Origin of the sequence: Streptomyces sp. MUSC 14, assembly GCF_001866675.1 — a bacterium.
Taxonomy (GTDB): Bacteria; Actinomycetota; Actinomycetes; order Streptomycetales; family Streptomycetaceae; genus Streptomyces.
Genome location: NZ_MLYN01000049.1, coordinates 58,017 through 81,579, shown reverse-complemented (window position 1 = coordinate 81,579; position 23,563 = coordinate 58,017). Strand labels below are relative to the sequence as shown.

At 70.3% G+C, this 23,563-nt stretch carries 21 protein-coding genes and 1 pseudogene; 11 read left to right on the top strand and 11 right to left on the bottom strand.

Features of this window, described 5'->3' with window-relative positions; all coding sequences use genetic code 11:
- The first annotated feature begins 73 nt into the window (after positions 1 to 73).
- The 3 genes from BIV25_RS30035 (at position 74) to BIV25_RS30025 (ending at position 1,504) form a co-directional block, all read left to right on the top strand.
- Positions 74 to 391 (top strand): PLD nuclease N-terminal domain-containing protein, encoded by a 318-nt coding sequence (locus BIV25_RS30035; RefSeq protein WP_071375593.1) that lies wholly within the window; start codon positions 74 to 76, stop codon positions 389 to 391.
- 190 nt (positions 392 to 581) lie between these two features.
- Positions 582 to 1,157 (top strand): DUF6232 family protein, encoded by a 576-nt coding sequence (locus tag BIV25_RS30030; protein WP_071375592.1) that lies wholly within the window; start codon positions 582 to 584, stop codon positions 1,155 to 1,157.
- Entirely contained in the window at positions 1,154 to 1,504 is a 351-nt protein-coding gene (locus BIV25_RS30025) for a hypothetical protein (protein WP_071375591.1), read from the top strand. Before BIV25_RS30030 ends, BIV25_RS30025 begins: the two co-directional genes overlap by 4 nt.
- Before the next feature lie 20 nt (positions 1,505 to 1,524).
- Here the strand turns inward: BIV25_RS30025 and BIV25_RS30020 are convergent, their stop codons facing one another.
- Together BIV25_RS30020 and BIV25_RS53340 are read right to left on the bottom strand one after the other, a co-directional pair.
- Positions 1,525 to 3,333 (bottom strand): serine/threonine-protein kinase, encoded by a 1,809-nt coding sequence (locus BIV25_RS30020; protein ID WP_256256231.1) that lies wholly within the window; start codon positions 3,331 to 3,333, stop codon positions 1,525 to 1,527.
- Positions 3,334 to 3,376: 43 nt separating this feature from the next.
- Positions 3,377 to 3,916 (bottom strand): hypothetical protein, encoded by a 540-nt coding sequence (locus BIV25_RS53340; RefSeq protein ID WP_256256229.1) that lies wholly within the window; start codon positions 3,914 to 3,916, stop codon positions 3,377 to 3,379.
- Positions 3,917 to 4,004: 88 nt separating this feature from the next.
- Here BIV25_RS53340 and BIV25_RS30010 point away from each other — a divergent pair, with 88 nt between their 5' ends.
- The 5 genes from BIV25_RS30010 to BIV25_RS29990 all read left to right on the top strand — a co-directional run bounded on the left by BIV25_RS30010 (position 4,005) and on the right by BIV25_RS29990 (position 10,504).
- Positions 4,005 to 4,616 carry a TetR/AcrR family transcriptional regulator gene (locus BIV25_RS30010; protein ID WP_071375589.1) on the top strand — a complete coding sequence of 204 codons (612 nt, stop codon included), beginning with the start codon at positions 4,005 to 4,007 and terminating at the stop codon, positions 4,614 to 4,616.
- Positions 4,617 to 4,671: 55 nt separating this feature from the next.
- Positions 4,672 to 5,121 (top strand): nucleoside deaminase, encoded by a 450-nt coding sequence (locus tag BIV25_RS30005; RefSeq protein ID WP_071375588.1) that lies wholly within the window; start codon positions 4,672 to 4,674, stop codon positions 5,119 to 5,121.
- Positions 5,122 to 5,277: 156 nt separating this feature from the next.
- The gene (locus BIV25_RS30000; RefSeq protein WP_071375587.1) at positions 5,278 to 6,696 is read left to right on the top strand and encodes a condensation domain-containing protein; all 1,419 of its coding nucleotides are present in this window, start codon (positions 5,278 to 5,280) and stop codon (positions 6,694 to 6,696) included.
- Positions 6,697 to 6,812: 116 nt separating this feature from the next.
- Complete coding sequence (locus BIV25_RS29995; RefSeq protein WP_071375586.1) at positions 6,813 to 8,939, top strand: hypothetical protein; 2,127 nt, start codon at positions 6,813 to 6,815, stop codon at positions 8,937 to 8,939.
- A complete protein-coding gene (locus BIV25_RS29990; protein ID WP_071375585.1) occupies positions 8,939 to 10,504 on the top strand; it encodes an ABC transporter substrate-binding protein in 1,566 nt (521 codons plus the stop codon). The genes BIV25_RS29995 and BIV25_RS29990 overlap by 1 nt, the downstream gene beginning before the upstream one ends.
- Before the next feature lies 1 nt (position 10,505).
- Here the strand turns inward: BIV25_RS29990 and BIV25_RS29985 are convergent, their stop codons facing one another.
- The 8 genes from BIV25_RS29985 to hemL all read right to left on the bottom strand — a co-directional run bounded on the left by BIV25_RS29985 (position 10,506) and on the right by hemL (position 18,651).
- Positions 10,506 to 10,907, bottom strand: coding sequence for a hypothetical protein (locus BIV25_RS29985; RefSeq protein ID WP_071375584.1), 402 nt, complete (start codon positions 10,905 to 10,907; stop codon positions 10,506 to 10,508).
- A gap of 25 nt (positions 10,908 to 10,932) precedes the next feature.
- Positions 10,933 to 12,036, bottom strand: a complete 1,104-nt coding sequence (ccsB, locus tag BIV25_RS29980; protein ID WP_071375583.1) for a c-type cytochrome biogenesis protein CcsB — start codon at positions 12,034 to 12,036, stop codon at positions 10,933 to 10,935.
- Entirely contained in the window at positions 12,033 to 13,733 is a 1,701-nt protein-coding gene (locus tag BIV25_RS29975) for a cytochrome c biogenesis protein ResB (protein WP_071375582.1), read from the bottom strand. The genes ccsB and BIV25_RS29975 overlap by 4 nt, the downstream gene beginning before the upstream one ends.
- A 3-nt stretch (positions 13,734 to 13,736) precedes the next feature.
- Entirely contained in the window at positions 13,737 to 14,507 is a 771-nt protein-coding gene (locus tag BIV25_RS29970) for a cytochrome c biogenesis CcdA family protein (RefSeq protein ID WP_071375581.1), read from the bottom strand.
- Position 14,508: 1 nt separating this feature from the next.
- Complete coding sequence (locus BIV25_RS29965) at positions 14,509 to 15,099, bottom strand: TlpA disulfide reductase family protein (RefSeq protein ID WP_071375580.1); 591 nt, start codon at positions 15,097 to 15,099, stop codon at positions 14,509 to 14,511.
- A 119-nt stretch (positions 15,100 to 15,218) separates the two neighbouring features.
- Positions 15,219 to 16,481, bottom strand: coding sequence for a hypothetical protein (locus tag BIV25_RS29960; RefSeq protein WP_071375579.1), 1,263 nt, complete (start codon positions 16,479 to 16,481; stop codon positions 15,219 to 15,221).
- A gap of 149 nt (positions 16,482 to 16,630) precedes the next feature.
- A complete protein-coding gene (locus tag BIV25_RS29955; RefSeq protein WP_071375621.1) occupies positions 16,631 to 17,290 on the bottom strand; it encodes a histidine phosphatase family protein in 660 nt (219 codons plus the stop codon).
- A 44-nt stretch (positions 17,291 to 17,334) separates the two neighbouring features.
- The gene (gene hemL / locus BIV25_RS29950; protein ID WP_071375620.1) at positions 17,335 to 18,651 is read right to left on the bottom strand and encodes a glutamate-1-semialdehyde 2,1-aminomutase; all 1,317 of its coding nucleotides are present in this window, start codon (positions 18,649 to 18,651) and stop codon (positions 17,335 to 17,337) included.
- Between the two features lie 366 nt (positions 18,652 to 19,017).
- Between hemL and BIV25_RS53335 the strand changes: the two genes are divergently transcribed.
- Positions 19,018 to 19,659, top strand: a complete 642-nt coding sequence (locus BIV25_RS53335; RefSeq protein WP_177240037.1) for a hypothetical protein — start codon at positions 19,018 to 19,020, stop codon at positions 19,657 to 19,659.
- 87 nt (positions 19,660 to 19,746) lie between these two features.
- On the opposite strand, the pseudogene BIV25_RS29940 reads toward BIV25_RS53335, so the two are convergent.
- Positions 19,747 to 21,056, bottom strand: a pseudogene (locus BIV25_RS29940) (tyrosine-type recombinase/integrase); the annotation flags it as partial.
- 178 nt (positions 21,057 to 21,234) lie between these two features.
- On the opposite strand from BIV25_RS29940, the gene BIV25_RS29935 reads away from it, so the two are divergent.
- Together BIV25_RS29935 and tvaA are read left to right on the top strand one after the other, a co-directional pair.
- Positions 21,235 to 22,284 carry a serine hydrolase gene (locus BIV25_RS29935; RefSeq protein WP_071375578.1) on the top strand — a complete coding sequence of 350 codons (1,050 nt, stop codon included), beginning with the start codon at positions 21,235 to 21,237 and terminating at the stop codon, positions 22,282 to 22,284.
- A gap of 997 nt (positions 22,285 to 23,281) precedes the next feature.
- The gene (gene tvaA, locus BIV25_RS29930; protein WP_107481433.1) at positions 23,282 to 23,545 is read left to right on the top strand and encodes a thioviridamide family RiPP peptide; all 264 of its coding nucleotides are present in this window, start codon (positions 23,282 to 23,284) and stop codon (positions 23,543 to 23,545) included.
- Positions 23,546 to 23,563 lie beyond the last annotated feature (18 nt).

Genomic DNA, 23,563 nt, shown 5'->3' with positions numbered 1-23,563 from the left:
TCCCAGTATCGGCCACCCGCTACTCTGGCCCGGTCACCGGGGCCGTATCGCACTCGTCGGGGGATCGCACGCCATGCTCAGGTATCTGCCGTTCCTGCTGGTCCTGGCTCTGTGGATCTACGCCTTCGTGGACTGTCTGAACACGCCCGAGGAAGAGGTGCGGCATCTGCCGAAGGTGGTGTGGGTGATCATCATCCTGCTCTTCGGCGAGGTGCTGGTGGGTCCGGTCGCCTGGCTGATCACCGGCCGGGCGCGGCGGACGGCGGACGGTACGGCGTCCGCCCCCTTCGCGGCGGGGCGTCGCGACACCGCCGCGCCCTGGGTCGCCCCCGACGACAACCCCGAGTTCCTCAAGTCGCTCGGGAAGAAGAACGACCCGAGCGGCGAGTGACCGCCCCGGATCGACTGCCCATAACGGCTTGCCTTACCCCAACTGACCTGTGGTTAATGGTTGTTGCTGAGACAACAGAAACCGCTTGGCCGCTGGGGGACAGACAGACATGCAACCGGCTCAGGATCGACCGCCGACGCCCGCCACTCCACCACCCGTCCCGTCCGCTCCGCCCGCCTCTGCGGCGTACATGCCGGACGTGCCCGCACCGCCCCGGCAGCCGGCCGCCGTCAGTGTCGAGCTGCGGGTCAGCAAGCGGATCCTCTGGATCGGCGCGGCCGTGTACCCGCTGCACAACATCGCCCGCGTCTACACCTTCGTCCTGCGCCCCAAACGCAGGGAGGCGGTTCTGCGGTTCCTGCGGAACACCGGCGGGATGCTGATCGTCGGGTTCCTCGCGATGCTGCCCGGACTGTTCGCGGGAGCCGGCGGGGACAGCTCCGGCGCGAACGGCTACGTCGCGTTCATATGGGTCGCGGCCGTCGCCGCCGAGATCTACTTCATCACCGAGCTGCTCTCGGTCCTGCTGGCCTCCGACCACCACGTCCTCGCGGTGGAGACCTCGGGCGCCTCCACCGCGCTGGTGACCAGCCGCACGCCGCAGTATCTGGACCAGGTCGTCGGCCAGATCTCGTACGCCATCGACCATCCGGACACCGAGTTCAAGGTGACGGTGGAGAGCCTGCACTTCTCGCCGAAGAACTACTACTTCGGCGACAACGTCAACATGTACGGCGGCAACGGAAACGTGGGGATCAGCGGATGACGAGCAACTACTACTACGGCGACAACGTGAACATGCACGGCGGCCAGGGCAACACGGGCATCGTCCGGAACTACGGAACCGCCGGCGCCGGACAGCAGGACCCGGCGCTGGTCGCGGCCCTCGCCGAACTCAACCGGCTGATCGGCGAGTTGCGCACCCGGGTCTCCGCGCCCGACGCCCGACTGCTGGACGACTCGCTGCCCGCCCTGACCCCCGACGCCGACGTGCCCGCACAGCAGCGGCGGGGCGCGCTGATGGCGATCGCCGGGATCGCGAGCACCGTCGGCGCGGTCGGCCAACCGGTCGCCGAGGCGGTGCGCGCGATCATCGGCATGATCAGCGGCTAGCCGCTGCTACGGAGACGGGGTCACGTCCTCGCCCAGCTCTGCGAGGACGCCCCTGACCGGCAGGTCTGTTCGTTCACGCCGCCTCCGAAGGCGAGGTCGAGGCAGCCGCCGTCGTAGACGGTGCGCAGGGAGTCGCCCGAGCCGGTCGCCCACCGCAGATTGGCGCCGCCCTGCGAGCAGTCGCCGACGAAGACGGCCTGACCGTTGCCGTTGGCGCTCAGGCAGGCGCCGGTCGAGACGTTGACGACCTTGACGCTGCCGTCGGAGGCGCTGCGGAAGGTCCAGTCGGCGGTCGCGTCCGAGCAGGAGCCGAGGGCCGTGGAGCCGTAGACCTGGGTCAGGCACGTGCCGTTCTCGCCGTTCTTGAGGCGGAAGGACCCCGAGCCGGACCCGGACCCGTTGCTCCCGCCGGACGAGCCGCCCGAACCGCCGCTGGCAGAACCGGAGTTGGCCCCACCGCCCCCACTGCTCCCGGCTCCTCCTGCGGAACCGCCCGTCCCCTGGTGACCGCCCTGGCCCCTCTTCGCATCGCCGTTGCTGCCCGCGTCGTCGCCCTTCTTCCCTCCGCCTTCCCCGGCCGTCGGAGAGGACGAGGAGGAGGACGAGGCCGAGGCCGAGCCCTTCCCGGACGGCGGGGACGAGCCGGAGGGGCTCGCCGAGGAGACGCCGGGGCCGGGATCGGCCGACGCGGAGACGGACACGCCGGGCGTGCCCGCGGCGCCGTTCCCGCGGGCGTCCGTGGCGAACGGGGCCAGTTGGAAGGCCAGGGTCGTCACACCGGCGCCGACGACGATCGGTACGACGGCCAGGACGATCCGCCTGCGCCGCCGCCCCCGCTCCGGCGGCCGCTGCCCCGCCTCGGGCCGGACGACGACCTCGGGCGCCTCGGGCACCTCCGGCACCTCCCCCGCCTCCGGCACCCGCGCCGCGAACTCCGCCCGCCGTTCGAGGTGTTCGGTGACGGCGGCCGGCCACAGCGGGGTGCCGGTGGGGGCGTGGGCGGCGGTCAGGTCGAGGAGTTCGGCCGCGGTGGGCCGGCCCTCGGGGTCCTTGTCCAGGCAGGAGGCGACGACCGAGGCCAACTCCGCGTCCAGGGCGGGCAGTTCGTCCAGGTCGGGCCGCTCGTGCACGATGCGGTACAGCACGGCGTGCCCGGACTCGTCGCCGAACGGCGGGCGCCCGGAGCCTGCGTACGCCACCACCGACCCGAGGGCGAAGACGTCCACGGCGCCGGTCAGCCGCCGTGCCCCCGAGGCCTGTTCGGGCGACATGTAGGCCGGGGTGCCGACCACCATGCCGGTCCGGGTCAGCTGGCTCTGCTCGGCGGCACGGGCGACGCCGAAGTCGATGAGGGTGACGCCGTCGAGGGTCAGCATGACGTTGGACGGCTTGACGTCCCGGTGCACCATGTCCAGTTCGTGCACCGCCGCCAGTCCGGCCGCCGCACGGTGCAGCAGCAGCCACAGCGACGCGGCCGGCAGCGGGCCGCCGTGCGCGTCGACCGCCTCGCGCAGGGTCAGCCCGGGCACGTACGCGGTGGCGAACCACGGCGGCAGCGCGTCCCGGTCCCCGGCGAGCAGCGGCGTGGCGGCGCCCGCGGGCAGCCGGGAGAGGTTGTCCAGCTCGTGTCCGAAGCGGCGGACGAAGTCCTTGTCCTCGCCGACGACCGACGGCAGGACCTGTTTGACGGCGGCGTACTTCCCGTCGTGCACACCGAGGTAGACCCGCCCCATGCCACCGGCCCCGAGACGTCCGACCAGCGGGATCGATCCGATCCGCCGTGGATCTCCGTCCTCCAGCGGCTCGACCCCGACCTGTTCCCCGTTCAACTCTTTCCCCCTGTGGCTCAGTCGGCTTCCGGCAACCCGCTCGTCAGCGCGCGTACGACCCGAGGCCCACCAGGCAGTAGACGTAGGAGTTGATCGTCGCGCCGTTGAGTGTGTAACGGTACGAGAAGGCGTACTGCGTCCGGGGGTTGCCGTTGCAGCGGCTCAGGTCCGTGGACAGCGGGACGGTCTCGATGACCTTGTAGTGCGCGTCGGACGCGGAGCAGGAGACCTCCTCCACACCGCTGACGGACTGCGCGGTGGTGGAGTCCGGCAGGGTTCCGTTCAGGCAGGTGCCCGAGGTGTACGGGCTGGGCTCGGGACTCGGGCTGCTGTACGGGTCGCCGCTGGCGTACGGGTCGGTGGTCGGTGTGTACGGGTCGCCCGGCGGCGTGTACGGGGCGCTGCTCGGCACGTACGGCGACGGCGACGCGTCGGCGTCGTCGGACGAACCGCCACCGCCGCGGTTGATCACGACCAGCAGGATCACGACAAGGGCGACGACCCCGAGCACCCCCAGACAGGCGATGCCCTGCTTCGGCTGCTGGGACGGCTGAGGCGACTGAGGCGACTGAGGTGACGACATGCGCGGCTCCCGGGTGTGAGGATGGGCACCACCAGTGTGGTGCGGCAGAGCACCGTTCTAAAATATCTTTCTAGAAAATCATTCCAGTATGAGCCGGAAACAACAACGCGGTGAAGCGACCGTGGAGACCGTCCTGGACGCCGCCCTGCGCGTGTACGCGCAGGCGGGCGACCAAGGGCTGACCGTGGGTGCCGTCACGAAGGCGAGCGGGGTGAGCCTCGGCAGCCTCTACCACCACTTCGGCAGCCTCGACGGGCTGCTGAACGCCCTGGTCATGCGCTGGCTGGAACGGCTGCTGGGCGAGCTGCTCAAGGCCCTGGAGGGGACCCGTACCGCCCACACGGGCATCCGGGCCCTGATCGGCGCCTACTTCGGCTTCGTCCAGGAGCACCCGGACGCCGCCCGGCTCCTGCACTCCGCCTACGCCGACCGCCAGGGCATGGCCGACGGGCAGCGGCTGCGGGACGCGCAGGAGGCCCGGCTGTCGCCGCTGGCGCAGTGGGCGCAGCGGTACGTGGACGCCGGCGAGATCGCTCCGCTGTCCGGGCCGTTGATCGAGTCGCTGGTCCTCGGGCCGGTGACCGCGGTCGCCCGCCGCTGGCTGTCCGGCATCGGGGACGTGGACCTGGACGAGGCCGCGCTGGTCCTGCCGGACCGGATCTGGCGGTCGGTCGAGTCGGCCGGCGCCGAGCCGAGGTGAACGCCGGCCGCGGTGCCTCCGGCGAGGAACGGTGCACGTGGGGAACAGTGACCGTATGGAACAGGAACAGGCCCGCGCCTGGCTCGCCACCGCCGTCGCCGAGGCCCGCGCCGGGCTCGCCGAGGGCGGGATCCCCGTCGGCGCGGCCCTCTACGGGCCCGACGGCACCCTGCTCGGCCGTGGCCGCAACCGCCGGGTCCAGGACGACGATCCCTCGACGCACGCCGAGACGGCGGCCTTCCGGGCGGCGGGACGGCAGCGGTCGTACCGCGGCACGACCATGGTCACCACCCTCTCCCCCTGCTGGTACTGCTCCGGCCTGGTCCGGCAGTTCGGCATCACCCGGGTGGTGATCGGCGAGGCCACCACCTTCCACGGCGGCCATGACTGGCTCGCCGCGCACGGCGTGGAGATCCTGCTGCTGGAGGATCCCGGGTGCGTCGCGCTGATGAGCGCCTTCGTCAGGGACCACCCGGACCTGTGGAACGAGGACATCGGTGACTGACACCCGTCGCCGGCCTCCCCTCGGTTCATCAATCCGGCGTGCGGCCAACCACCCGATCCGCTGAAATGAACCGGCCGCGCATGTCCCCGCGCCTCCCCTCGGCATTGCCTTGGAGGGGGCCCGCAACCAGGGGCCCTCTTCTGTGATGGGAGACGCGTGCGAATCACTGACATCCAGCGCTGCGAGGTCCGGCCGGGACGGCTCGTCGAGTGGACGCTGAGCCCGGCGACGGTCGCGGCGGCGACGGCGGTCCCGGAGGACACCCGGCCCCCCGCCTACATCCAGGAGTCGCACATCCGGACCGCCAAATGCGTCCGGGAGGACGGGCTGTTCGTGCCGACCTGGCTGGGCACCGCCTTCGACATCCCGGGCGCGGTCGACCTCGATGTGCTCCAGGAGGCGCTGCGGGCCTGGACGGTACGGCACGAGACGCTGCGCAGCGGCTTCCGCTGGGCCGGAGACGCCGGTGACGAACTGCGCCGGTTCACCCTCGACGCCGCCGACGTGTCGCTGCACCGGGAGGACCCCGGGGACTTCCCGGACGCCGACCGGCTCGTGCGGCATCTCCAGGGCCGCTTCGACTCCGTCGCGGACGCGCTGCGCTGGCCCAACCTCATCTACACGGCGGTCGTACGGCCCGACGGTGTCAGCGTGTACATGGCCTTCGACCACAGCAACGTCGACGCCTACTCCCTGCACCGCATCCCCGCCGAGGTGACCGAGCTGTACACGGCGGGCCTGACCGGCGCCACGCCCGACTCCGGCGGCCCGGTCGCCAGTTACGTCGACTTCTGCCAGATCGAGCGGGCGGACGCGGACGGCATCGACGCCCGGCACGCGGTCGTCGACCGCTGGCGCGAGTTCATCCGGCGCTGCGACGGGACGCTGCCCGGCTTCCCCGTCGACCTGGGCCTGGAGCCGGGCGGCCCGCTGCCGCGCCAGCGGATGCTGTGCGAACCGCTGGCGGACGCCGCCGAGGCGGCGGCGTTCGAGGCGTACTGCCGGCCCTACGGCGGCAGCCAGGTCGGGCTGCTGGCCGCGACCGGGCTGATCGTGCACGAGCTGGGCGGAGCGCCCGTGTACCGGACGGTGGTGCCGTTCCACACCCGGGTGAAGTCGCGGTGGAGCGACTCGGTGGGCTGGTACGTCGGCGGCGCCCCGATCGAGGTCCCGGTCGGCCGTGCGACGGAGTTCCGGGACACCCTGCGGGCCGTGCGCGACGAGCTGCGCGCCGCCCGGCCGCTGTCCCGGATGCCGCTGGCCCGGGTGCTGAGCCTGCTCGGCGCGGACTTCCGGCCCACCTCCCCGGACCTGTACTCGATCGTCTCCTACTGCGACGCCCGCACCATCCCGGGCGCCGAGCACTGGGCCGAGCAGCGGGCGCACGGGCTGATCCGGGTGTCGTACGGCGACCAGGTGTGCGTGTGGGTGAACCGGCTGCACGAGGGGCTGTGGCTGGCCGGCCGGTATCCGGACACGGACGTGGCGGCGAAGAACCTGCGGCTGTACGTGGAGCGGCTGCGCGACCGCATCGCCTCCGTCGCGCACGGGAGCCTCACCGCGGCGGTCTCCTGACCCGGAACAGACATCGCCGCTTTTCGTAACCCAACGGACACCACTGACTCTGGTCCGGAGCAACTTCCCCTTCTTACACTGCTGTTGAGGGGGCGATCGTTGAGGGGGGCGATCGGGTGGGCAGACGGTTGCACGGACGCGGGGCGCTGTTCGACGCCGAACCGGGCGGTCTCGCCCCACGGCTGATCGGCCTGCGCCCCCATCACCACCGCGCCACGCCCCTGGAGCACCCGGACGAGCCGCCCTTCGTCGTGCTGACCGGCACCCGGGGCCTCGGCAAGAGCGCGGTCCTCGCCGAGCTGCGGGACGCCTACCAGGGGCACACGCCGGTCGCGCTGGCCGACTGCGCGGAGGAGCAGTTCGCCCGGCCGCCGGTGGACCGGCCCGCCGACTCCTGGTCGCCGCTCACGCAGGCCCTGCTGGTGATCGCCGAGCAGCTCGCGGAGCCGGTGACCGGCGCCCGCCGGATCGTCTTCCCGCGGCTGATGTCGGGTCTGGTCGCGGTGGCGGCCGGCGGCTGGGGCGACGCCGACTCGGAGCGGATCCGCCGGGAGGTGGAGCGGATCCTGCTGCTGAACGAGGGCGGCTCGCGCTTCGGCGGCTTCGCCGGGCGCTGGGCCGGGAAGGTGGCGGCCAAGGTGGTCGCCGCGGCCACCGGCACCGGCCCGCTGGTCTCGGGCGCCATCGAGGCGACCCTGGAGGCGATCGCCGAGGGGTTCGCCGGCCGGCGCCACCAGAAGGCGTCCGAGTGGTACCGGACGTACCCGAACGCGGGCGGCCACGCGCAGCGCGGGCTGATCCTGCTCTCCCGGCACTTCCGCGAGGACGGCCCGGCGCGCGAGCACGCCGAGCGGTATCTGGTGCGGGCCCTGCTGACCGACCTGACCGAGGCGTACAGCGGGGTGCTGCCGAGGATGCAGCGCCTCGGCCGGCCGCTGGTGCTGCTGGACAACGCGCAGGCGGCGCCCGGCCCGGGGCTGGTGGCCGCCGTGCTGCGGGACCGGGCCGAGGGCGTCCGCGACCAGGTGGCGTTCGTCGCGGCCCGGCGCGGCGAGGGCCGGGCGGAACTGCGCAGCGCGGCCCGCCGGGAGCTGGCGGAGGTGGCCCGGCGCACGGACTGGGCGCCGGACGCGACGCCCTCCTCACGGGCGCTGCTGGTGGCGCTGGCGCCGCTGAGCGCCGACGACGCCCTGCACCTGGTCGGCTCGGTCTGCGCCGACCTGCCGGTGCCGCCCCATCTTCCGCACGCCGTGCACCGGTTGACCGGCGGCAACCCGCTGGGCATCGTACTGCTCGCCGAGTCGGCCGCGCAGAACCTGCCCGGGGCGTCCTCGCTGGGCGAGCTGCTCACCGCGCCGGTGCGGCCGGCCGAGGACCGGCCCGGCGTCCCCGCCTACGAGGCGCTGCTGGACCGGCTGGTGCCGCCCGAGCACCTGGCGGAGCTGACCGTGCTCGCCGCGGCCCACGGCCACGGCTCGGCCGGCGCGCTGGCCGCGGCGCTGCTGCCGGACACCTTCGGCCCGGCGGACGTACGGGAGTTGCAGACCCTGCTGGCCGCGGAGGGGCTGCCGGTCGTGCCGGGCCGGTTCGTCGGGGACCGGTTCGTGCGCACGCTGCTGCTGCTCCGGCTGCATCTGCTGGACGGCGACCACCTGTCGTGGCGCACCGCCCACGAGACGCTCGTCGCCCACTACACCGCGCCCGAGCACGCCCGCTACCGGCTGCACCACGAACTCGCCCTGGGCGTCACGGAGTCCGCGGTCGCCGAGCTGCGCGACACCTTCGGCACGGCGGACATGCGCGGCTGGCTGCGCACGCTGCGCTTCGTGGCCTCGGCGCCGTACTTCCACGCGCACGACGCCGAGGGCCGTGACTTCACCGGGCGCGGCGACGGGCGGACCGCGGTGGCGCTCGGCCGCACGGACGCCGCGCAGGCCGTTCCGGAGGGCGCGGACGCCGTACTGCACTTACGGATACGGCGGCTGCTGCACGCCGTGTGGCAGCTGGCTGACCCGCTGGTGCTGCCGGACCCGCGGGTGTGCGACCGGCTCCGGTTCGAGCTGGAGCAGCTGTCCAACCTGCGGCCGGCGGCGGGCGCGCTGCTCTGGCGGGCCTCGCGGGACTGGCCGGCGGCGGCGCTCGCCGGGCGCCCGATGACCGGGCCCGACGACCCCGACGATCCCGACGACGGCGAGGACGGCGGGGACGGCGGCCCGGACGACCGGAACAGGGGGGAGGCGTGATGGCGCGCAGAGGTGTGGGGACGTGGTTGCGCGAGGGCGTGTGGGAGATCCCGCTGCGCCGCTATCTGGCCCTGCTGCTGGCGGCGGCCCTGGTGACCGGTCTGGTGTTCGCGGTCCGCGTCCTCGCCCACGACGACCGCTCGTGCGCGCCCGGGGTGTCCCGGCCGCAGCACAGCGCCGAGTGCGTGGGCGTGGCCACGGGACCGGGGCCGTACGACTTCGGGCAGGACCGGCTGACCGCCGCCGTGCAGGCGATCGCGCGGGAGAACGCCCGCCTGAAGAGCGGGAGTTATGTGACGGTCGCGCTGATGCTGCCGTACACCTCCACCTCCCCGACGATGCTGAACGACATCCAGCACCAGCTCCAGGGTGCCTACCTGGCGCAGTACCAGGCCAACCACGACTCCAACGGACAGTCCCCGCAGATCCGGCTGGTGCTGGCCAACCCGGGGGCGACGGGCACGTACTGGAAGCAGACCGTGGACCAGCTGGCGCGGATGACGACCGGCACGGACACGCTGCGCGCGGTCGCCGGCATCGGGCAGAGCACCGCCGCCAACAAGGCGGCCGTCGCGGAGCTGACCACGCTGCACATCCCGGTGATCGGCTCCTCCATCACCTCCGACGACCTCGCCAACGGCCAGGGCGGCAAGGACCCAGACCCCTACCCCGGCCTCGCCCGGGTGGCGCCGACCAACACCGACGAGGCCCGCGCGCTGACCAAGTTCGCGCAGCTGAAGCAGGGCAAGGCGCTGCTGGTGTACGACAACCCCGGCGACCCGTACACGACCACGCTCCAGAAGTCGTTCGCGGCGCTGCTCAAGGGCTCACGGTACGAGCCGTGGCCGTTCACCCCGCCGGCGGACCGCAGCCAGGAGGGGACGACCGCGAACACCTTCCGGCAGATCACGGACCTGGTGTGCGACACCGACCCGGGGACCGACACGATCCTGTTCGCGGGCCGGCACGTGCAGCTGCGGCAGTTCATCAACGCGCTCGGCGCCCGCGGCTGCCAGGACCGGAGGTTCACCGTGCTCACCGGCGACGAGGCGTCGTACCTGACCTACGAGAAGGCCCTGAACCGCGACGCCTTGAGGCACAACCTGTCCGTGCTCTTCACCTCCCTCGCCCACCCGGACGCCTGGGTGAAGAACCCGCCGGCGACGGGCGGCTCGCAGGCGGACTTCAGCACGCTCCAGACCCTGCTGACGTCGGCCGAGCGGTCACCGGTGGGCCCCATCGGCTCGGTCGCCCTGGACGACGGACAGCTGATCATCGGCTACGACGCCCTGCGGCTGGCCGTGCACGGCATCCGCGAGGCCGTCCAGCCCGGCAAGGCGGTGCCGGCCCTCGCGGACGTGGGCCTGCAGTGGCCGCAGGTCAAGGGCAGAACCCTGCGGGTGAACGGGGCGAGCGGCTGGATCTGCCTGGACGTGCACGGCAACCCGTACGACAAGGCCGTACCGATCGTGGAACTCACCCCCGAGGGCAGCGCACGCTTCGTCCGGCTCGCCTGGCCGGAGGGCAGTCCGCCGTCCCCGGAGTGCCTGCCGCCGGCGACGTGACCTAGACCCGTCCCAGATATTCGATCAATCGTTCGAACCTGGTCCGCCATGCGGCCTCGCCCTCGCCTTCGCCCCGGAACTCCCGGGTGAAGCGCAGCACGCTCGCCGTGTCCCCGTCCCGCTCCAGGTGGAACCGGAGCCGGCCGCCGCCCTCCAGGGTGTACTCGGCGACCCGGTCCACGTCCCAGGCCGTGACCCGGCCGGAGCCCAGCTCGGGCAGGCTGACCGCCCCGTCCAGCCGGGGCTGGAGAAAGCCGACGGCGGTGCACCACCCCGAGAGTCCCTCAGGGGTGGCCACCGCCGGCCAGACGTCCTCCATGCGCTTCGGGAGCCGCACCAGGAAGTGGAGTATGTGCGCGTTCCCGTGGGTCTGGCTGGTGCCCTGTGCGATGGAACCGCTCATGACACCAGTGTCACCGACCCCGCGGTCACACGCCCGCGTACGAGTGCTTGCCCGTGACGAAGATGTTGACGCCGTAGTAGTTGAACAGCCAGCAGCCGAAGGCGATCATCGCCAGGTAGGCGGCCTTGCGGCCCTTCCAGCCGGCCGTCGCGCGCGCGTGCAGGTAGCAGGCGTAGGCGACCCAGGTGATGAAGGACCAGGTCTCCTTCGGGTCCCAGTTCCAGTACCGGCCCCAGGCGTCGCCCGCCCAGATCGCGCCCGCGATGATCGTGAACGTCCACAGCGGGAAGACCGCCGCGTTGATCCGGTAGGCGAACTTGTCCAGCGAGGCCGAGGCGGGCAGCCGCTCCAGCACCGAGGTCGCGAAGGCGCCGGGCTTGCCGCCGGTCTGGAGCTTGGTCTCGTAGGAGTCCTTGAACAGGTACAGGATCGTGGCGACCGCGCCCACGTAGAAGACCGCGCCGCAGAAGATGGCGGTCGAGACGTGGATGTAGAGCCAGTACGAGTGCAGGGCCGGGACCAGCTGGTCGCTCGCCGTGTAGAGGACGGTGACCGCGAGGCCGAGGTCGAGCAGGACCGTGGTGATCAGGAAGAGGCCGAGCCAGCGCACGTTCTTCTTCAGGGCCAGCAGCGTGAGGTACACGCCGACGGCGACCGTGGAGAAGGTGATGTTGAACTCGTACATGTTGCCCCAGGGGGCACGCTCCACGGAGGCCGCACGGGCGACGACGCCGGCCAGCTCCACCAGGAACGCGAGCACCGTGAGCGAGACGGCGACCCGGCCGAACAGGTCACCCTGCGCGTCACCGCCGTGCGCGCCGGGACCGTCCGGCACGTCCCGGGCGCCGGACGCCGCGCGGACGACGACCTTCGGCCGCTCCAGCACGGCGGTGCCCCCCGCCTTCTTGACGGTGACGGCGGGCCCGTTCGCCTTCTTCTCCCCGCCCTCGGCCGTCAGCGCGCTGGCCGTACGGGCCACCTTGCTGCGGCTGCCGAAGATCCATTCGAGGATGTACGCGAAGAAGGCCAGGGTGTAGACGGCCATGGACGAGTAGATGAGCGTGTTGCTCATGCTCGCCAGATGTTCGTTGGTGGCGACGGCCAGCTCGGTCGCGGCGGCGAGAGTCACTTCTCAGCCCCTTCGGGTACGACGGAAGATTCGGTGGAGTCGTCGTCGGCGTCGGGGGCTCCCGGCGCCTGGTCGTAGAGGGTTCCGGCGAGGTCGCCCAGTTCCTCGGGCACCTTGGCGGACTCGCTGCGGCCGAGGCCGGCCATCTCGACGACCGTCACGCCGTCGGCGCCGCGCACCGCGCGCACCCAGACCCGGCGGCGCTGGATGAACAGGGACGCGGCCAGACCGAAGATCGCCGCGATCGCGCCGCCGAGCGCCCAGCCGCTGCCGGGCTCCTGGACGATCTCGAAACCGGCCCACTGCTTGATGTCCTTCTCGAAGGTGATCGAGCCGGCGCCGTTCGGCAGCGTCATCGTGTCGCCGGGCTGGAGCAGCTTCTTCAGCAGCTGGCCCTTGGAGTCCTTGAACTCCTTCATGTGCGTCTTGTCGAGCTGGTACACGCTCTGCGGGATGCCCGAGTCCACGCCGAGGTCGCCGTGGTAGGCGTTCACCGCGAGCAGCGGGTTCACCAGCGCCGGGAACGCCGAGAGCATCGTGCCGCTCTTCGGGTCGAAGGTCGGCACGAAGAAGGCCTGGAAGCCGAGCTGCTCCGAGACGCCCTGCCCGTTCTTGTAGCCGTCCATCACCTTGATCACGCCGTTGGAGGTGACGTTGCCGTCGAGCGGCAGCAGCGGCACGGCGTCGTGGTAGACGACCTTGCCCTTGCCGTCGCGGACGGTGACGACGGGCGCGTAGCCGTGGCTGACGAGGTAGACCTTGGCGTCGCCGATGTGCAGCGGGGAGTTGACCTTGATGGTGGCCGGCTGCTCCTTGCCGTACGCACCCTGGCTGTAACCGATCGTCGCCTGGTAGGTGCGCGGCGTACCCCGGTTGGGGCCGCTGACCTCGTAGGTGCCGGTGAACTTCTTCAGGTCGAAGCTGAACGGCACGAGGTCGTCGTTGCTGAACATGCTGCCGGACTTGAAGTCGTCGTACTGGAGGATCGAGTTGGAGAACCCGTCGCCCTCGACGACCAGCTTGGTGCCGTCCGACTTGTACATCTGGCCCCAGGCGAAGGCGATCAGCAGCACGATCAGGGCGATGTGGAAGGCCAGGTTGCCCAGTTCGCGCACATAGCCCTTCTCCGCGGCGACGGCGTCACCGGTGACATGGGCGCGGAACCGCTTCTTCTTCAGCAGCGCGAGCGCGGCCTCGCGGACCCTCTCGGGATCCTCGGTGGTGCGCCAGGTGGTGTAGGCGGGCAGCCGGTTCAGCCGCCTCGGCGCGCCCGGCGGGCGGCCGCGCAGCTGGCCGACGAACTGCCAGGCGCGCGGGATGATGCAGCCGATGAGCGAGACGAACAGCAGGATGTAGATCGCGGAGAACCACACCGAGCTGTAGACGTGGAACAGGCCGAGCTTGTCGTAGATCGGCGCGAGCGTCTTGTGGGCCTTGCTGAAGTCGTCGACCTTGTTGAGGTCGGCGCCGCTCTGCGGGATCAGCGAACCGGGGATCGCGGCGAGGGAGAGCATCAGGAGCAGCAGCAGGGCAACCCGCATGGAGGTCAGCTGCCGCCAGAACCAGCGGGCCCAGCCGATGACGCCGAGGCCGGCCGGTGCGGAGAACTCCTCCTGCGGGGCCGTGGACAGCTGGGAGCCGGCCGCGCCCAGCTCCTCCTGGTCCCGGCTGCTGTTGTCGGTGTCGGTTGCGCTCATCGGTCAGATCCCCACAGTGAAGCCGTCGGACCAGGTCTGCATCTGCTGCACCAGGCTGTCCCAGGCGCCGGTCAGCAGCAGCACACCGGTCGCGATCATCATCGTGCCGCCGATGCGCATCACCCACACATAGTGGCGCTTGACCCAGCCGAAGGCGCCGAGCGCCTTGCGGAAGCCGACGGCCGTGAGGACGAAGGGGACCCCGAGACCGAGGCAGTAGACGAGCGTCAGCAGGGCGCCGCGCCCGGCACTCGACTCGTTCCAGGACAGGATGTTCACCGACGACAGCGTCGGACCGAGGCAGGGCGTCCAGCCGATGCCGAAGAGGGCGCCTATGACAGGCGCGCCCACCAGACCGGTGGCCGGCCGCTTGTGGAAGCGGAACTCGCGCTGGGTGAACCAGGGCATCAGCCCCATGAAGAACACGCCCATGAGGATCATGAGCACGCCGAGCACCTTGCTCAGTGTGTCCTTGTACTCCTGCAGGTTCGAGCCGAAGTAGCCGAACAGCGCCCCGCCGGAGATGAACACCGCGCTGAAGCCGAGCACGAACAGGGAGGCACCGGCGACCATCCGTCCCCGCCGGGCCTCGGCCAGGTCGGTGCCCGCCACGCCGGTGACGTAGGAGAGGTAGCCGGGCACCAACGGCAGCACGCACGGCGAGAAGAAGGAGACGAGGCCGCCGAGCAGGGCCACCGGCGCGGCGACGAGCAGCGCGCCGTGCAGCACGGTCTGGTTCTGGCCCGTCTCGGCCAGCGTCACCAGGGCGCTCACGTCACTTCTCCGCCAGGACGGGCTTGAGCATCTTCAGCAGCGCCGTGTCGTCCAGCGCCTCCAGGGCGCGGGCGGCGACCTTGCCGTGCCTGTCGATGACGAGCGTCGAGGGGATCAGCTGCGGGTTGAGCGTGCCCTTCTTGAAGCGGAGCATCAGCTTGCCCGTCGGGTCGTACAGGCTCGGGTAGTCGATCCCGTGTTCCTTCTCGAAGTTCACCGCGGGCGTGGTGCTGGTGTCCCGCGTGTTGATCCCGACGAACTGCACGCCCTTGCCCTCGTAGGTCTTCGAGACCTTGGCGAAGTACGACGCCTCTTCCCGGCACGGGCTGCACCACGAACCCCAGACGTTGACGACGACGACCTGGCCCTTGAAGGACGCCACGTCGAGCTTCTTGCCGTCGATGGTCTCGCCGGACAGGTCCGGGGCCGCGTCGCGCTTGCCGAGGGGGGCGGTGGAGATGCCGTTGTGGCCGGTGACGAAGTTGGTGTTGCCACCGCCGCCGGAGGTGCCGCCCTTGCCGCACGCGGACAGGGTCAGGGCCGCGACAGCGGCTACGGCACTGAGCCAGGCGGCACGGCTACGGGTACTCATGTGAAAAGTTTCGCATGGCGGTTCCGGGGATTTCGCGCACCCCCCTGCCGGGCGGAAAACCGCATTTCAGGGCGTACTTACACGGGACATTTCCGGCGAGGGGGAGCGCGCGCGGGACGTCAGGCGAGGAACGTCTTCCAGCCGCCGACGGGCGCCTGCCCGGGGGCCAGGGTGCGCAGCTTGGCCAGTACCTCGGGCTTCTGCACGTCGATCCAGTCGGCGAACTGCCGGAAGGAGACGAGGCGGACGTCGGCGCCCTTCTCCTTCGCCTGCGCGATGTGCTTGAAGGCCTTCTCGACGGAGTCCATGTAGATCCCGCCGTTCCAGTGCTCGAAGTGGTTGCCGATGAAGAACGGCGCCCGGTTCGAGAAGTACGCCCGCTTGAAGCCGGCGATGTAGGCCCCGGCCGACTGCTCGCGCCAGGCCGGGTAGTTGTAGGCCGGCGCCTTGGTCGAGTTCTGCGACTGGTTGTACATCATGTTGTAGTCCATCGAGAGGACCTGGAACTTCTTGCCGGGGAACGGGATCGACTGCAGCGGGAAGTCCCACAGCCCCTGCTTCTTCGACGGCCACACCTGCAGACCGCCGGGCGAGGAGGCGTCGTAGCGCCAGCCCAGCTCGCGGGCGGTCGGCAGCAGGTTCTCCTGGTTGAGCAGGCAGGGCGTACGGCCGCCGACGAGTTCCTTGTCGTAGTCGAACGGCAGGGCCGGCAGGTCGGTGAAGCCGGTGTTGGTCTTCCAGTTCTTCACGAAGGACTTGGCCTGGTCGATCTCGCTGCGCCACTGCTGGGGCGTCCACCACTTCACCGACGTGTGGGCGTCGCCGCAGAAGTGACCGTTGAAGTGGGTGCCTATCTCGTGGCCTTCGAGCCAGGCGCGGCGGACGTTGGTCAGCGTCGCCTTGACGTGGTCGTCGTTGAGGTAGCCGATGTCGGAGGCGCCGATGCGGTTGTTCGGCGGCTGGTACATCCGCTTCTTCGACTCGGGCAGCAGGTAGAGCCCCGAGAGGAAGAAGGTCATGGACGCGCCGTGCTCCTTGGCCAGGTCCAGGAAGCGCGGGAAGAGGCCGTTGCCGACCTCGCCGGCGCCGTCCCAGGAGAAGACCACGAACTGCGGCGGGGTCTCGCCCGCCTCCAGCGGCCGGGGGGCGTCCGGCTGGTGCGGCTGCTTGCCGGTGAAGGAGGTGGAGCCGTCGCCTATGAGCTTGCCCTGGGGCGCGCCGCTCGCGTCACCGCCCTGCCCGGACGTCCCGTCGCCGGAACCGCCCGAGCCGCCGGCGGACGCCGTCTGGCTCCCGCAGCCGGCGAGGGTGGCAGCGGCCGCCGCGCCCGCGCCGAGGCCGAGTATTCCCCTGCGGGAGAGGGTGCGGGAGACGGTGCGCATGGAGGATCCCCGATTCGTCGCGCCTGTTGAGTCGTCACTCACTCAGAGGGCGCAACGGTCGGGGAGGTTCCGATAATTCTTATGCTTTTCGCAATAGTTGCGGCAAAAACGATCTAAGTACTGTCAAACGGGCTGTCAGGAAATGACCGTCAGGCTCCGAAAGCCTTGCCCTGAGCAGCGTTCTTGCCCTTCTGCGGCTTGGCGCCGGCCCGCAGATGGGCCGGGACCAGATCGATGGCGGGCTCGCTGTAGCCGACCGACACGATCTTGTCGCCGAGGTAGGTGAACGACGTCAGGGAGGCGAGCGTGCACTGCCGCTTGCGCGGATCGTGCCACAGCCGGCGCCGTTCCACATAGGACCTGACGATCCAGATCGGCAGCTGATGACTGACCAGCACCGCCTCGTGCCCGCGCGCCCTGTCCTTCGCCGCGTTCAGCGCGGCCGTCATCCGCACGACCTGGTCGACGTACGGCTCGCCCCAGGACGGCCGGAACGGATTGACGAGGTGCTTCCAGTTCTCCGGCCGCTGCAGCGCGCCGTCCCCGACCCCGAACGTCTTCCCCTGGAAGACGTTGTCGGCCTCGATGAGCCGCTCGTCGGTGTCCAGGTCGAGCCCGTGCACCTTGGCGATCGGCGTGGCCGTCTCCTGCGCCCGCTCCAGCGGCGAGGCGCAGACATAGGTGACGTCGCGGGGCGCGAGGTGCTCGGCGACCCGGTCGGCCATCTGCCGGCCCAGCTCGGAGAGGTGGTAGCCGGGCAGCCGGCCGTACAGGATCCCGGTCGGGTTCTCCACCTCCCCGTGCCGCATCACGTGAACGACGGTGACGTCCTTGCTGCTGTCGACGGGGGTGCTCACGCGGTGGCCTCCGCAGCCGCTCGGGCCGCCGCCGGAAGGGCGTCGGCGATCTTCTGGACGGCCCTCTCGTCATGGGCCGTGGACACGAACCAGGACTCGAAGGACGACGGCGGCAGATAGACGCCGTTCGCGAGGAGGGAGTGGAAGAACGCGGTGAAGCGGAACGACTCCTGGCGCTTGGCGTCCTCGTACGTCCGCACCTTCCGGTCGGTGAAGAAGACGGAGAACATGTTGGACGCGTGCTGCACCCGGTGCGCGACGCCCTCCTTGCTCAGCGCCTCGCTGACCAGGCCCTGGATCTGCGCGGACACGGCGTCGACCGTCTCGTACGCGGCGTCGTCGAGCAGCCGCAGCTGGGCGAGCCCGGCGGCGGTGGCGACGGGGTTCCCGGACAGCGTGCCGGCCTGGTAGACGGGCCCGGCGGGGGCGAGGTGCGCCATGACGTCGGCGCGCCCGCCGAAGGCGGCGGCGGGGAACCCGCCGCCCATGACCTTCCCGAAGGTCATGAGGTCGGGCCTGACCCCCTCGACCCCGTACCACCCGGCGCGGCTGGTGCGGAAGCCGGTCATGACCTCGTCGGAGATGAACAGGGCGCCGTTCTTGTGGCAGGCGTCCCTGAGCCCCTGGTTGAACCCGGGGTCCGGCGGCACGACGCCCATGTTGCCGGGCGAGGCCTCGGTGATCACACAGGCGATCTCACCGGGGTGCCGGTGGAAGGCCTCGTGCACGGCCTCCAGGTCGTTGTACGGCAGCACGATCGTGTCGGCGGCCTGGGCACCGGTGACACCGGGGGTGTCGGGCAGCGCGAAGGTCGCGACCCCGGACCCGGCGGCGGCGAGGAGGCTGTCCACGTGGCCGTGGTAGCAGCCCGCGAACTTGATCACCTTGGACCGCCGGGTGAACCCGCGGGCGAGCCGGATGGCGCTCATGGTCGCCTCGGTGCCGCTGCTGACGAGCCGCACCTGCTCGACGGGCTCGACCCGGGCGACGATCTCCTCGGCGAGCGCGACCTCGCCCTCACCGGGCGTGCCGAAGGACGTACCGCGCGCGACGGCCTCCTGAACGGCGGCGATGACCTCGGGGTGGGAGTGCCCGAGGATCATCGGACCCCAGGAGCACACGAGGTCGACGTACTCGCGCCCGTCGGCGTCGGTGAGGTAGGCCCCCTTGCCCGACACCATGAAGCGGGGCGTGCCGCCGACGGCGCGGAAGGCGCGCACCGGGGAGTTCACACCGCCCGGTGTGACGGCGGAGGCGCGGTCGAAGAGCGCCTGGGAGACGGGCGCGTCGTAGGGATAGGGCGTTTCGCTCAGGGCACTCATGGCGTGCGGCTTCTCCGGCTTCTCGGACTCCGGTGACGTGGGTGACCTCCTCAGGGTAGGCCGCGAGCAGCGCGGGCCGCGGCCCGCCTCGGCATCGGCCGCCGCCGTCCGCGGTCCCAGGACGCCGTCGTCACACCGTCGTCACCCTCATCGCGATCCGCCATCTGCGAGACTGAGACCTGATACACACAGCTCTTACGCACGTAATGATCTGGAGACGCTCAGGGGCCGGTAAGAACCCGATGGACTGTTGTTCCACCGCACGTTTCGGCGGGCGGCCGTGGGGGAGGTCACTGACACGATGATCGGGTTGCGCGGCGGGGGCCACGCGTCCTAGAAAAGCAGTCGGGTGGAGATATGCATCGCGGTGGCGGACTGGGCGAGGGGACTGATGACCTGGGTCCTCGACGTGCCCGGCGGGGAAGGCACCGGCGCGAAGCGGAGGAAGCGACCGAGGCACGGCAGAGCGACGCACGTCAGACACAGGGTGTACCGGGTGAGCCCGAGCGGCGCGACCGGCGGACCGACCGCCTCGGAGCGGGGAGCAGGAATGGTGGTCGGGTGGGGGTGACGTACAAATACTTCGGCGCGCCGGACGGCGCGACCGCGGCCCGCGTCCCCATCTCGATGCGCCCCGAGGAACTCGGCGGCGACGAGCTGGGCATGAACGGCATGTTCACCAAGATCAAGCCTGAGACGATGGCCGCGATGGTGCTGACCGGCATCGAGGGCGTCCCCCTGCACAAGGTGCCGCCCCTCGAACTGGTCGTCCTGCACCCCGACTACGCGGTCGTCAGACTCCCCATGACCGTCGTCGACCCCCTGCGCGGCATCGGCGAGGAGGCCGTCGGCGCAGCCGCCTTCATCTGGTCCACCGTCCCGGACCGCGGCGGCCCCCGGGACGCGTTCAACGTGTACCAGTTGCTGCACGAGTGGCAGGACTTCAGCCATCGGTTGCATGAGGCGGGGCATCAGCCTTATTGCCTTGTGTGGCCGTGACCTGGGGTTTCTTGCGGATCGGGCGGGGTCTTCGGGCCTCGCCCTTTTTAGTGCCGGAGAAGGGCCGTCAGGCGGCCAGGGCACATTGAGGGCACATTGAGGGCACATTGATTTCGCTGGGGGCACTGATGTGCCCTGGGCTGCGGGCGGGTCGTCGTTGCCTTCCGCCTCAGCGTCCGTTTCCGTTTCCGTGAAGGCGTCGTCGATCGCCTTGCGGGTGCGCGTCTCGCTGGACGGCAGTAGGTGGGTGTACGTCCGCAGCGTGAAGCCCGGGTCCGAGTGGCCGAGGTACTCGGAGAGCGCCTTGATGCTCTCCCCCGCGTCCAGGAGCACGGAGGCGTAGGCGTGCCGGAGGGCGTGCATGCCGTCTTCTGGGGCCGCCTGTAGGTAGCGCGCGCCACGCTCGCGGGGAGGGATCACGCCAGCGGCGGCCAGGGCACGCTTCCAGTCGCCCATGTTGAAGACGCTGCGGTTGTAGGCCCTCCCTTTCGCGTCGACGAAGAGGAGACGGAAGGTCTTCGGCTCGCCGTCCGGCTTGGTCCAGGGCAGGGTGACCTCGACCGGCGGGAACTCCTTCGTGTGAGCCCTGAGGGCGGCGGCAAGCTGGGCCGGTAGAGGCACCGACCGGATCTTGTTGCCCTTGGGCAGGGCGAAGACGGGCTTCGTGCCGACGAGCCGTACCTGGCGGTTTATGTGGATCCAGCCGCCCTTGAAGTCGATGTCCTCGACAGCGAAGCCGAACACCTCGCCCTGGCGGAGGCCACAGCCGAAGGCGAGCTTGCCGCCGGCCTGGAAGCGCTTCGGGAGGCCGGCGATGACGGCGCGCACGCGCTCCAGCGACCAAGGGATGATCTTCTTCTTGGTCGCGGTCGGCAGCTTGACCGACTTCGCCTTGCAGGGGTTCTTCGGCAGTAGCCCGTCCTCGACGGCCGCGCCGAGGATGCTGGAGAGAATGTCGAAGATGCCCTCGATCGTCGACACTTCAAGGCCGCTGTCCTGAAGCGTCCGGATCCAACCCTGGACGACCGAGGGCTGGTTGAGGGACCGCAGCTCGCGTCGGCCGAGGTGCTCGACTATGTGGTTGCGGACGTCGCCTCGTAGCGGAGTGCGGTCGTCAGGCCGATGGAGTTCGCGTCGAGCCACTTCTGCGCGTAGGCGCCGAGCGTCTGCTTCGTCTCTGCGGGGACGACGTAGGAGCCGCGCCGGATCTCTACGTCCACCTCGGCGGCGCGGTTGTCCGCCTCCGCCTTGGTATCGAAGTTCTCCTTGCGCTGGCTGCCGTCCGGGGCGCGGTAGCGGACCTGCCAACGCTTGCCGACGCCGTGATCGGCGGTGGGGCCCGACCGCACTCGCACGCGACCTCGAACATCTCCGGACCACGCCCGGCCTGATCGCAGCCCTCCAGGCAGCAGGACGCGCCAACGCGACCCGCTATCCGCTCAGCACCACAGCCTCGGCCCTGATCGCACTGGGCAAACAGCTCACCTGATCCCCTGTGGCGCAGCCGGTCCCACCCCGGCTGCCTCACTAACCTGACCGACGGGAACCCACGCGCCCACGACCGATCGGGAGACCATGGCTTTCGACCTCGACACCGACCGCATCCACCAGCTCCTCCACGAGGGCGTCCGCGACAAGGTCTACCCCGGTGCCGTCTGGGCCGTCGGGGACTGCACCGGCACCCGGGCCAGCGGCACCGTCGGCGTCCTGGACCCTGCCCGGCCCAACGAGCCGATGCGCCTCGACACCGTCTTCGACGTCGCCAGCCTCACCAAGATCCTTGCCGTCTGGTCCACCATCGGCACTCTCGTCGAGGACGGGAAACTTCAACTCGATGCAACCCTCGGCGACTTCTGGCCCGAGGTCCACGGACATCCCCTCGCCCAGGTCTCTGCCCGGCACCTGCTCACCCACACCGCCGGCGTCCCACTCCGGGCCAACCTCAGGAATCTCTACGGCACCGATCCCCAGGACGTCCGAGACGGCGTCCTGCACGAAGCCCTCCACCGCCCGCCCGGCGAAGCCGTCGAATACACCGACCGGGCCGCCCTCATCCTCGGCTACCTCGCCGAGCACCTATCCGGCAAACCCCTGGACCAGCTCGCCGCCACCCGCGTCTGGCAGCCCCTGGGCATGACCGCCACGCGCTTCGGACCGCTCCCGACAGAGTCCATCGCCCGCTGTGCGCCGACGGAGCTCGACGAGAACACAGGGGCACATCTCAAGGGATCCGCCCACGACTTCTCAGCCCGACTCCTCGGCGGCGTGTGCGGTATCGCCGGCGTCTTCTCCGTACTCGACGACCTCGCAGCCTTCCTCCGGTACCTGCTCGACCCCGACCAGTCACCCGAGCGTCCCGGCTTCGGCCCAGCCTGGATCAAAGCGTCGCTCCAGATCCACACCGGTCAACTCACCCCCCTCCGCGGCCTCTTCTGGCACCCGGCTCCGGAGACGACACCCGCCCAGGACTGCTGGGTCCACTACGGCTTTACAGGTACGGGCATGTGGGTCGCTCCGGCGGATGACCGCTGGGCGGTACTGCTGACCAACAAGCTCTACTACACGCGCGATCGCCAGCCGCTTACCGATGTGCGCAATGCGTTCCGGGGGATCGTCTTCGCCTGACATAGGGAAGCCGCCCTATATCAGGGTGCGGGAGTCCGCGTGAGGTGCTCCCCCGGCCAGCAGGGCAGCGCGAGGCCGCGGCCAGCCCCCACTTCGAGAAGCCTCAGCAGGGGCGGGTCGCAAGCCCCCCGCCCCGGGCGGATCCACCGCCCAACCGACCCATCGCACGCGCAAGCACCCCAACCATGCGCCGTGTGAGGCCCGGAGCGTCTTTCAGACAGTCCCGCTCGTGGGCCGAGAATGTGGCATCGTGGGCCTCTTCACCGGCCTTGAGCCCCTTCCGTCTTCCGGCGCCGGATGCTTGGCTCTGCTGCAGTGTCCCGGCCGGAACAGCCCGCCGAGTCGTGTTGGCATGAAGCGGCGTGCCCGCTTCCGCAATGATCAAGCCACCATCGGTGAGTGTCCACCATAGAGTTGACGTCGTATATTGCGCCTCTCACCAGGGATAAGGGCGCCGTAGACGTGGTTCATATCTCGCCATGGCGCCGATCAGATGGGTTTCGACGCCCGAAATCAAGATGGTCAAATCCTCAACCAGAAGTCCCCTCGGTCAGCTGGGTGCCGTTTCCGCCAAATGGAATACACGCAAGCCAGCAATGACCGAGGATCACACCTCCGGAACGTCTTGATCTTTTCGGCCGACCAGGCAACCTCTGGCCACAGCTGCCGACATATGCCTACCCTCGCCGCGACCACGAGATTGTCCACGGGGGCTTCTGATGACTTACTCGCCATGCACGCGCGCCAGCTCCTGGGTTCCCGCACCCTTGTAACCCTCACGACGTCGAATCTCCGCGCGCCCACTTAGCTAGACAGCGCCACAATCGCCTGCCGGAAAATCGCCGACAGGCTCATTCGCATGCCCGAATTTGAATTCCCAACACACACAAGCGGAATATTGGAAACCCGTTGACAGAGGGGGGTGAACGTTTGTTTAGATCACAGTCGTCCATTCGATTCCCCCGCTGAATGGCAGGGGCCGAATCAGGAGGATCACATGTCTGAAGCAATGGTTTCCGCGGTCGACGAGACCGCATTCGCCGACCTCGTCAGCAAGATCCAGGACGCCGAGGCGTCGATGACCGACGAGCAGCGCGCGGTCATCGACCCCGCCTCCGGCGAGAAGGCCCTGCAGGAACTCGCGGGCGTCAGCCCGGAGGAGCTGCAGGCGTTCCTGGAGGAGAAGGCCGGCATCTCGCCCGACGAGGAGGCCCAGGGCAGCGTGATGGCGGCTGCCGCGACGGTGGCCTTCCACTGTTGATCTGAGTCGTTCGCCTCA

Bases quoted from the DNA above. Each gene is read 5' to 3' on its own strand.
- BIV25_RS30025 (WP_071375591.1), top strand. From the start codon at position 1,154: ATGACGAGCAACTACTACTACGGCGACAACGTGAACATGCACGGCGGC.
- BIV25_RS53335 (WP_177240037.1), top strand. From the start codon at position 19,018: ATGCATCGCGGTGGCGGACTGGGCGAGGGGACTGATGACCTGGGTCCT.
- BIV25_RS29985 (WP_071375584.1), bottom strand. From the start codon at position 10,907: ATGAGCGGTTCCATCGCACAGGGCACCAGCCAGACCCACGGGAACGCG.
- BIV25_RS30030 (WP_071375592.1), top strand. From the start codon at position 582: ATGCCGGACGTGCCCGCACCGCCCCGGCAGCCGGCCGCCGTCAGTGTC.
- BIV25_RS29975 (WP_071375582.1), bottom strand. From the start codon at position 13,733: ATGAGCGCAACCGACACCGACAACAGCAGCCGGGACCAGGAGGAGCTG.
- BIV25_RS30035 (WP_071375593.1), top strand. From the start codon at position 74: ATGCTCAGGTATCTGCCGTTCCTGCTGGTCCTGGCTCTGTGGATCTAC.
- BIV25_RS30010 (WP_071375589.1), top strand. From the start codon at position 4,005: ATGAGCCGGAAACAACAACGCGGTGAAGCGACCGTGGAGACCGTCCTG.
- BIV25_RS29960 (WP_071375579.1), bottom strand. From the start codon at position 16,481: ATGCGCACCGTCTCCCGCACCCTCTCCCGCAGGGGAATACTCGGCCTC.
- BIV25_RS53340 (WP_256256229.1), bottom strand. From the start codon at position 3,916: ATGTCGTCACCTCAGTCGCCTCAGTCGCCTCAGCCGTCCCAGCAGCCG.
- BIV25_RS29965 (WP_071375580.1), bottom strand. From the start codon at position 15,099: ATGAGTACCCGTAGCCGTGCCGCCTGGCTCAGTGCCGTAGCCGCTGTC.
- BIV25_RS30005 (WP_071375588.1), top strand. From the start codon at position 4,672: ATGGAACAGGAACAGGCCCGCGCCTGGCTCGCCACCGCCGTCGCCGAG.
- BIV25_RS29935 (WP_071375578.1), top strand. From the start codon at position 21,235: ATGGCTTTCGACCTCGACACCGACCGCATCCACCAGCTCCTCCACGAG.
- tvaA (WP_107481433.1), top strand. From the start codon at position 23,282: ATGTCTGAAGCAATGGTTTCCGCGGTCGACGAGACCGCATTCGCCGAC.
- BIV25_RS29955 (WP_071375621.1), bottom strand. From the start codon at position 17,290: ATGCGGCACGGGGAGGTGGAGAACCCGACCGGGATCCTGTACGGCCGG.
- BIV25_RS29990 (WP_071375585.1), top strand. From the start codon at position 8,939: ATGGCGCGCAGAGGTGTGGGGACGTGGTTGCGCGAGGGCGTGTGGGAG.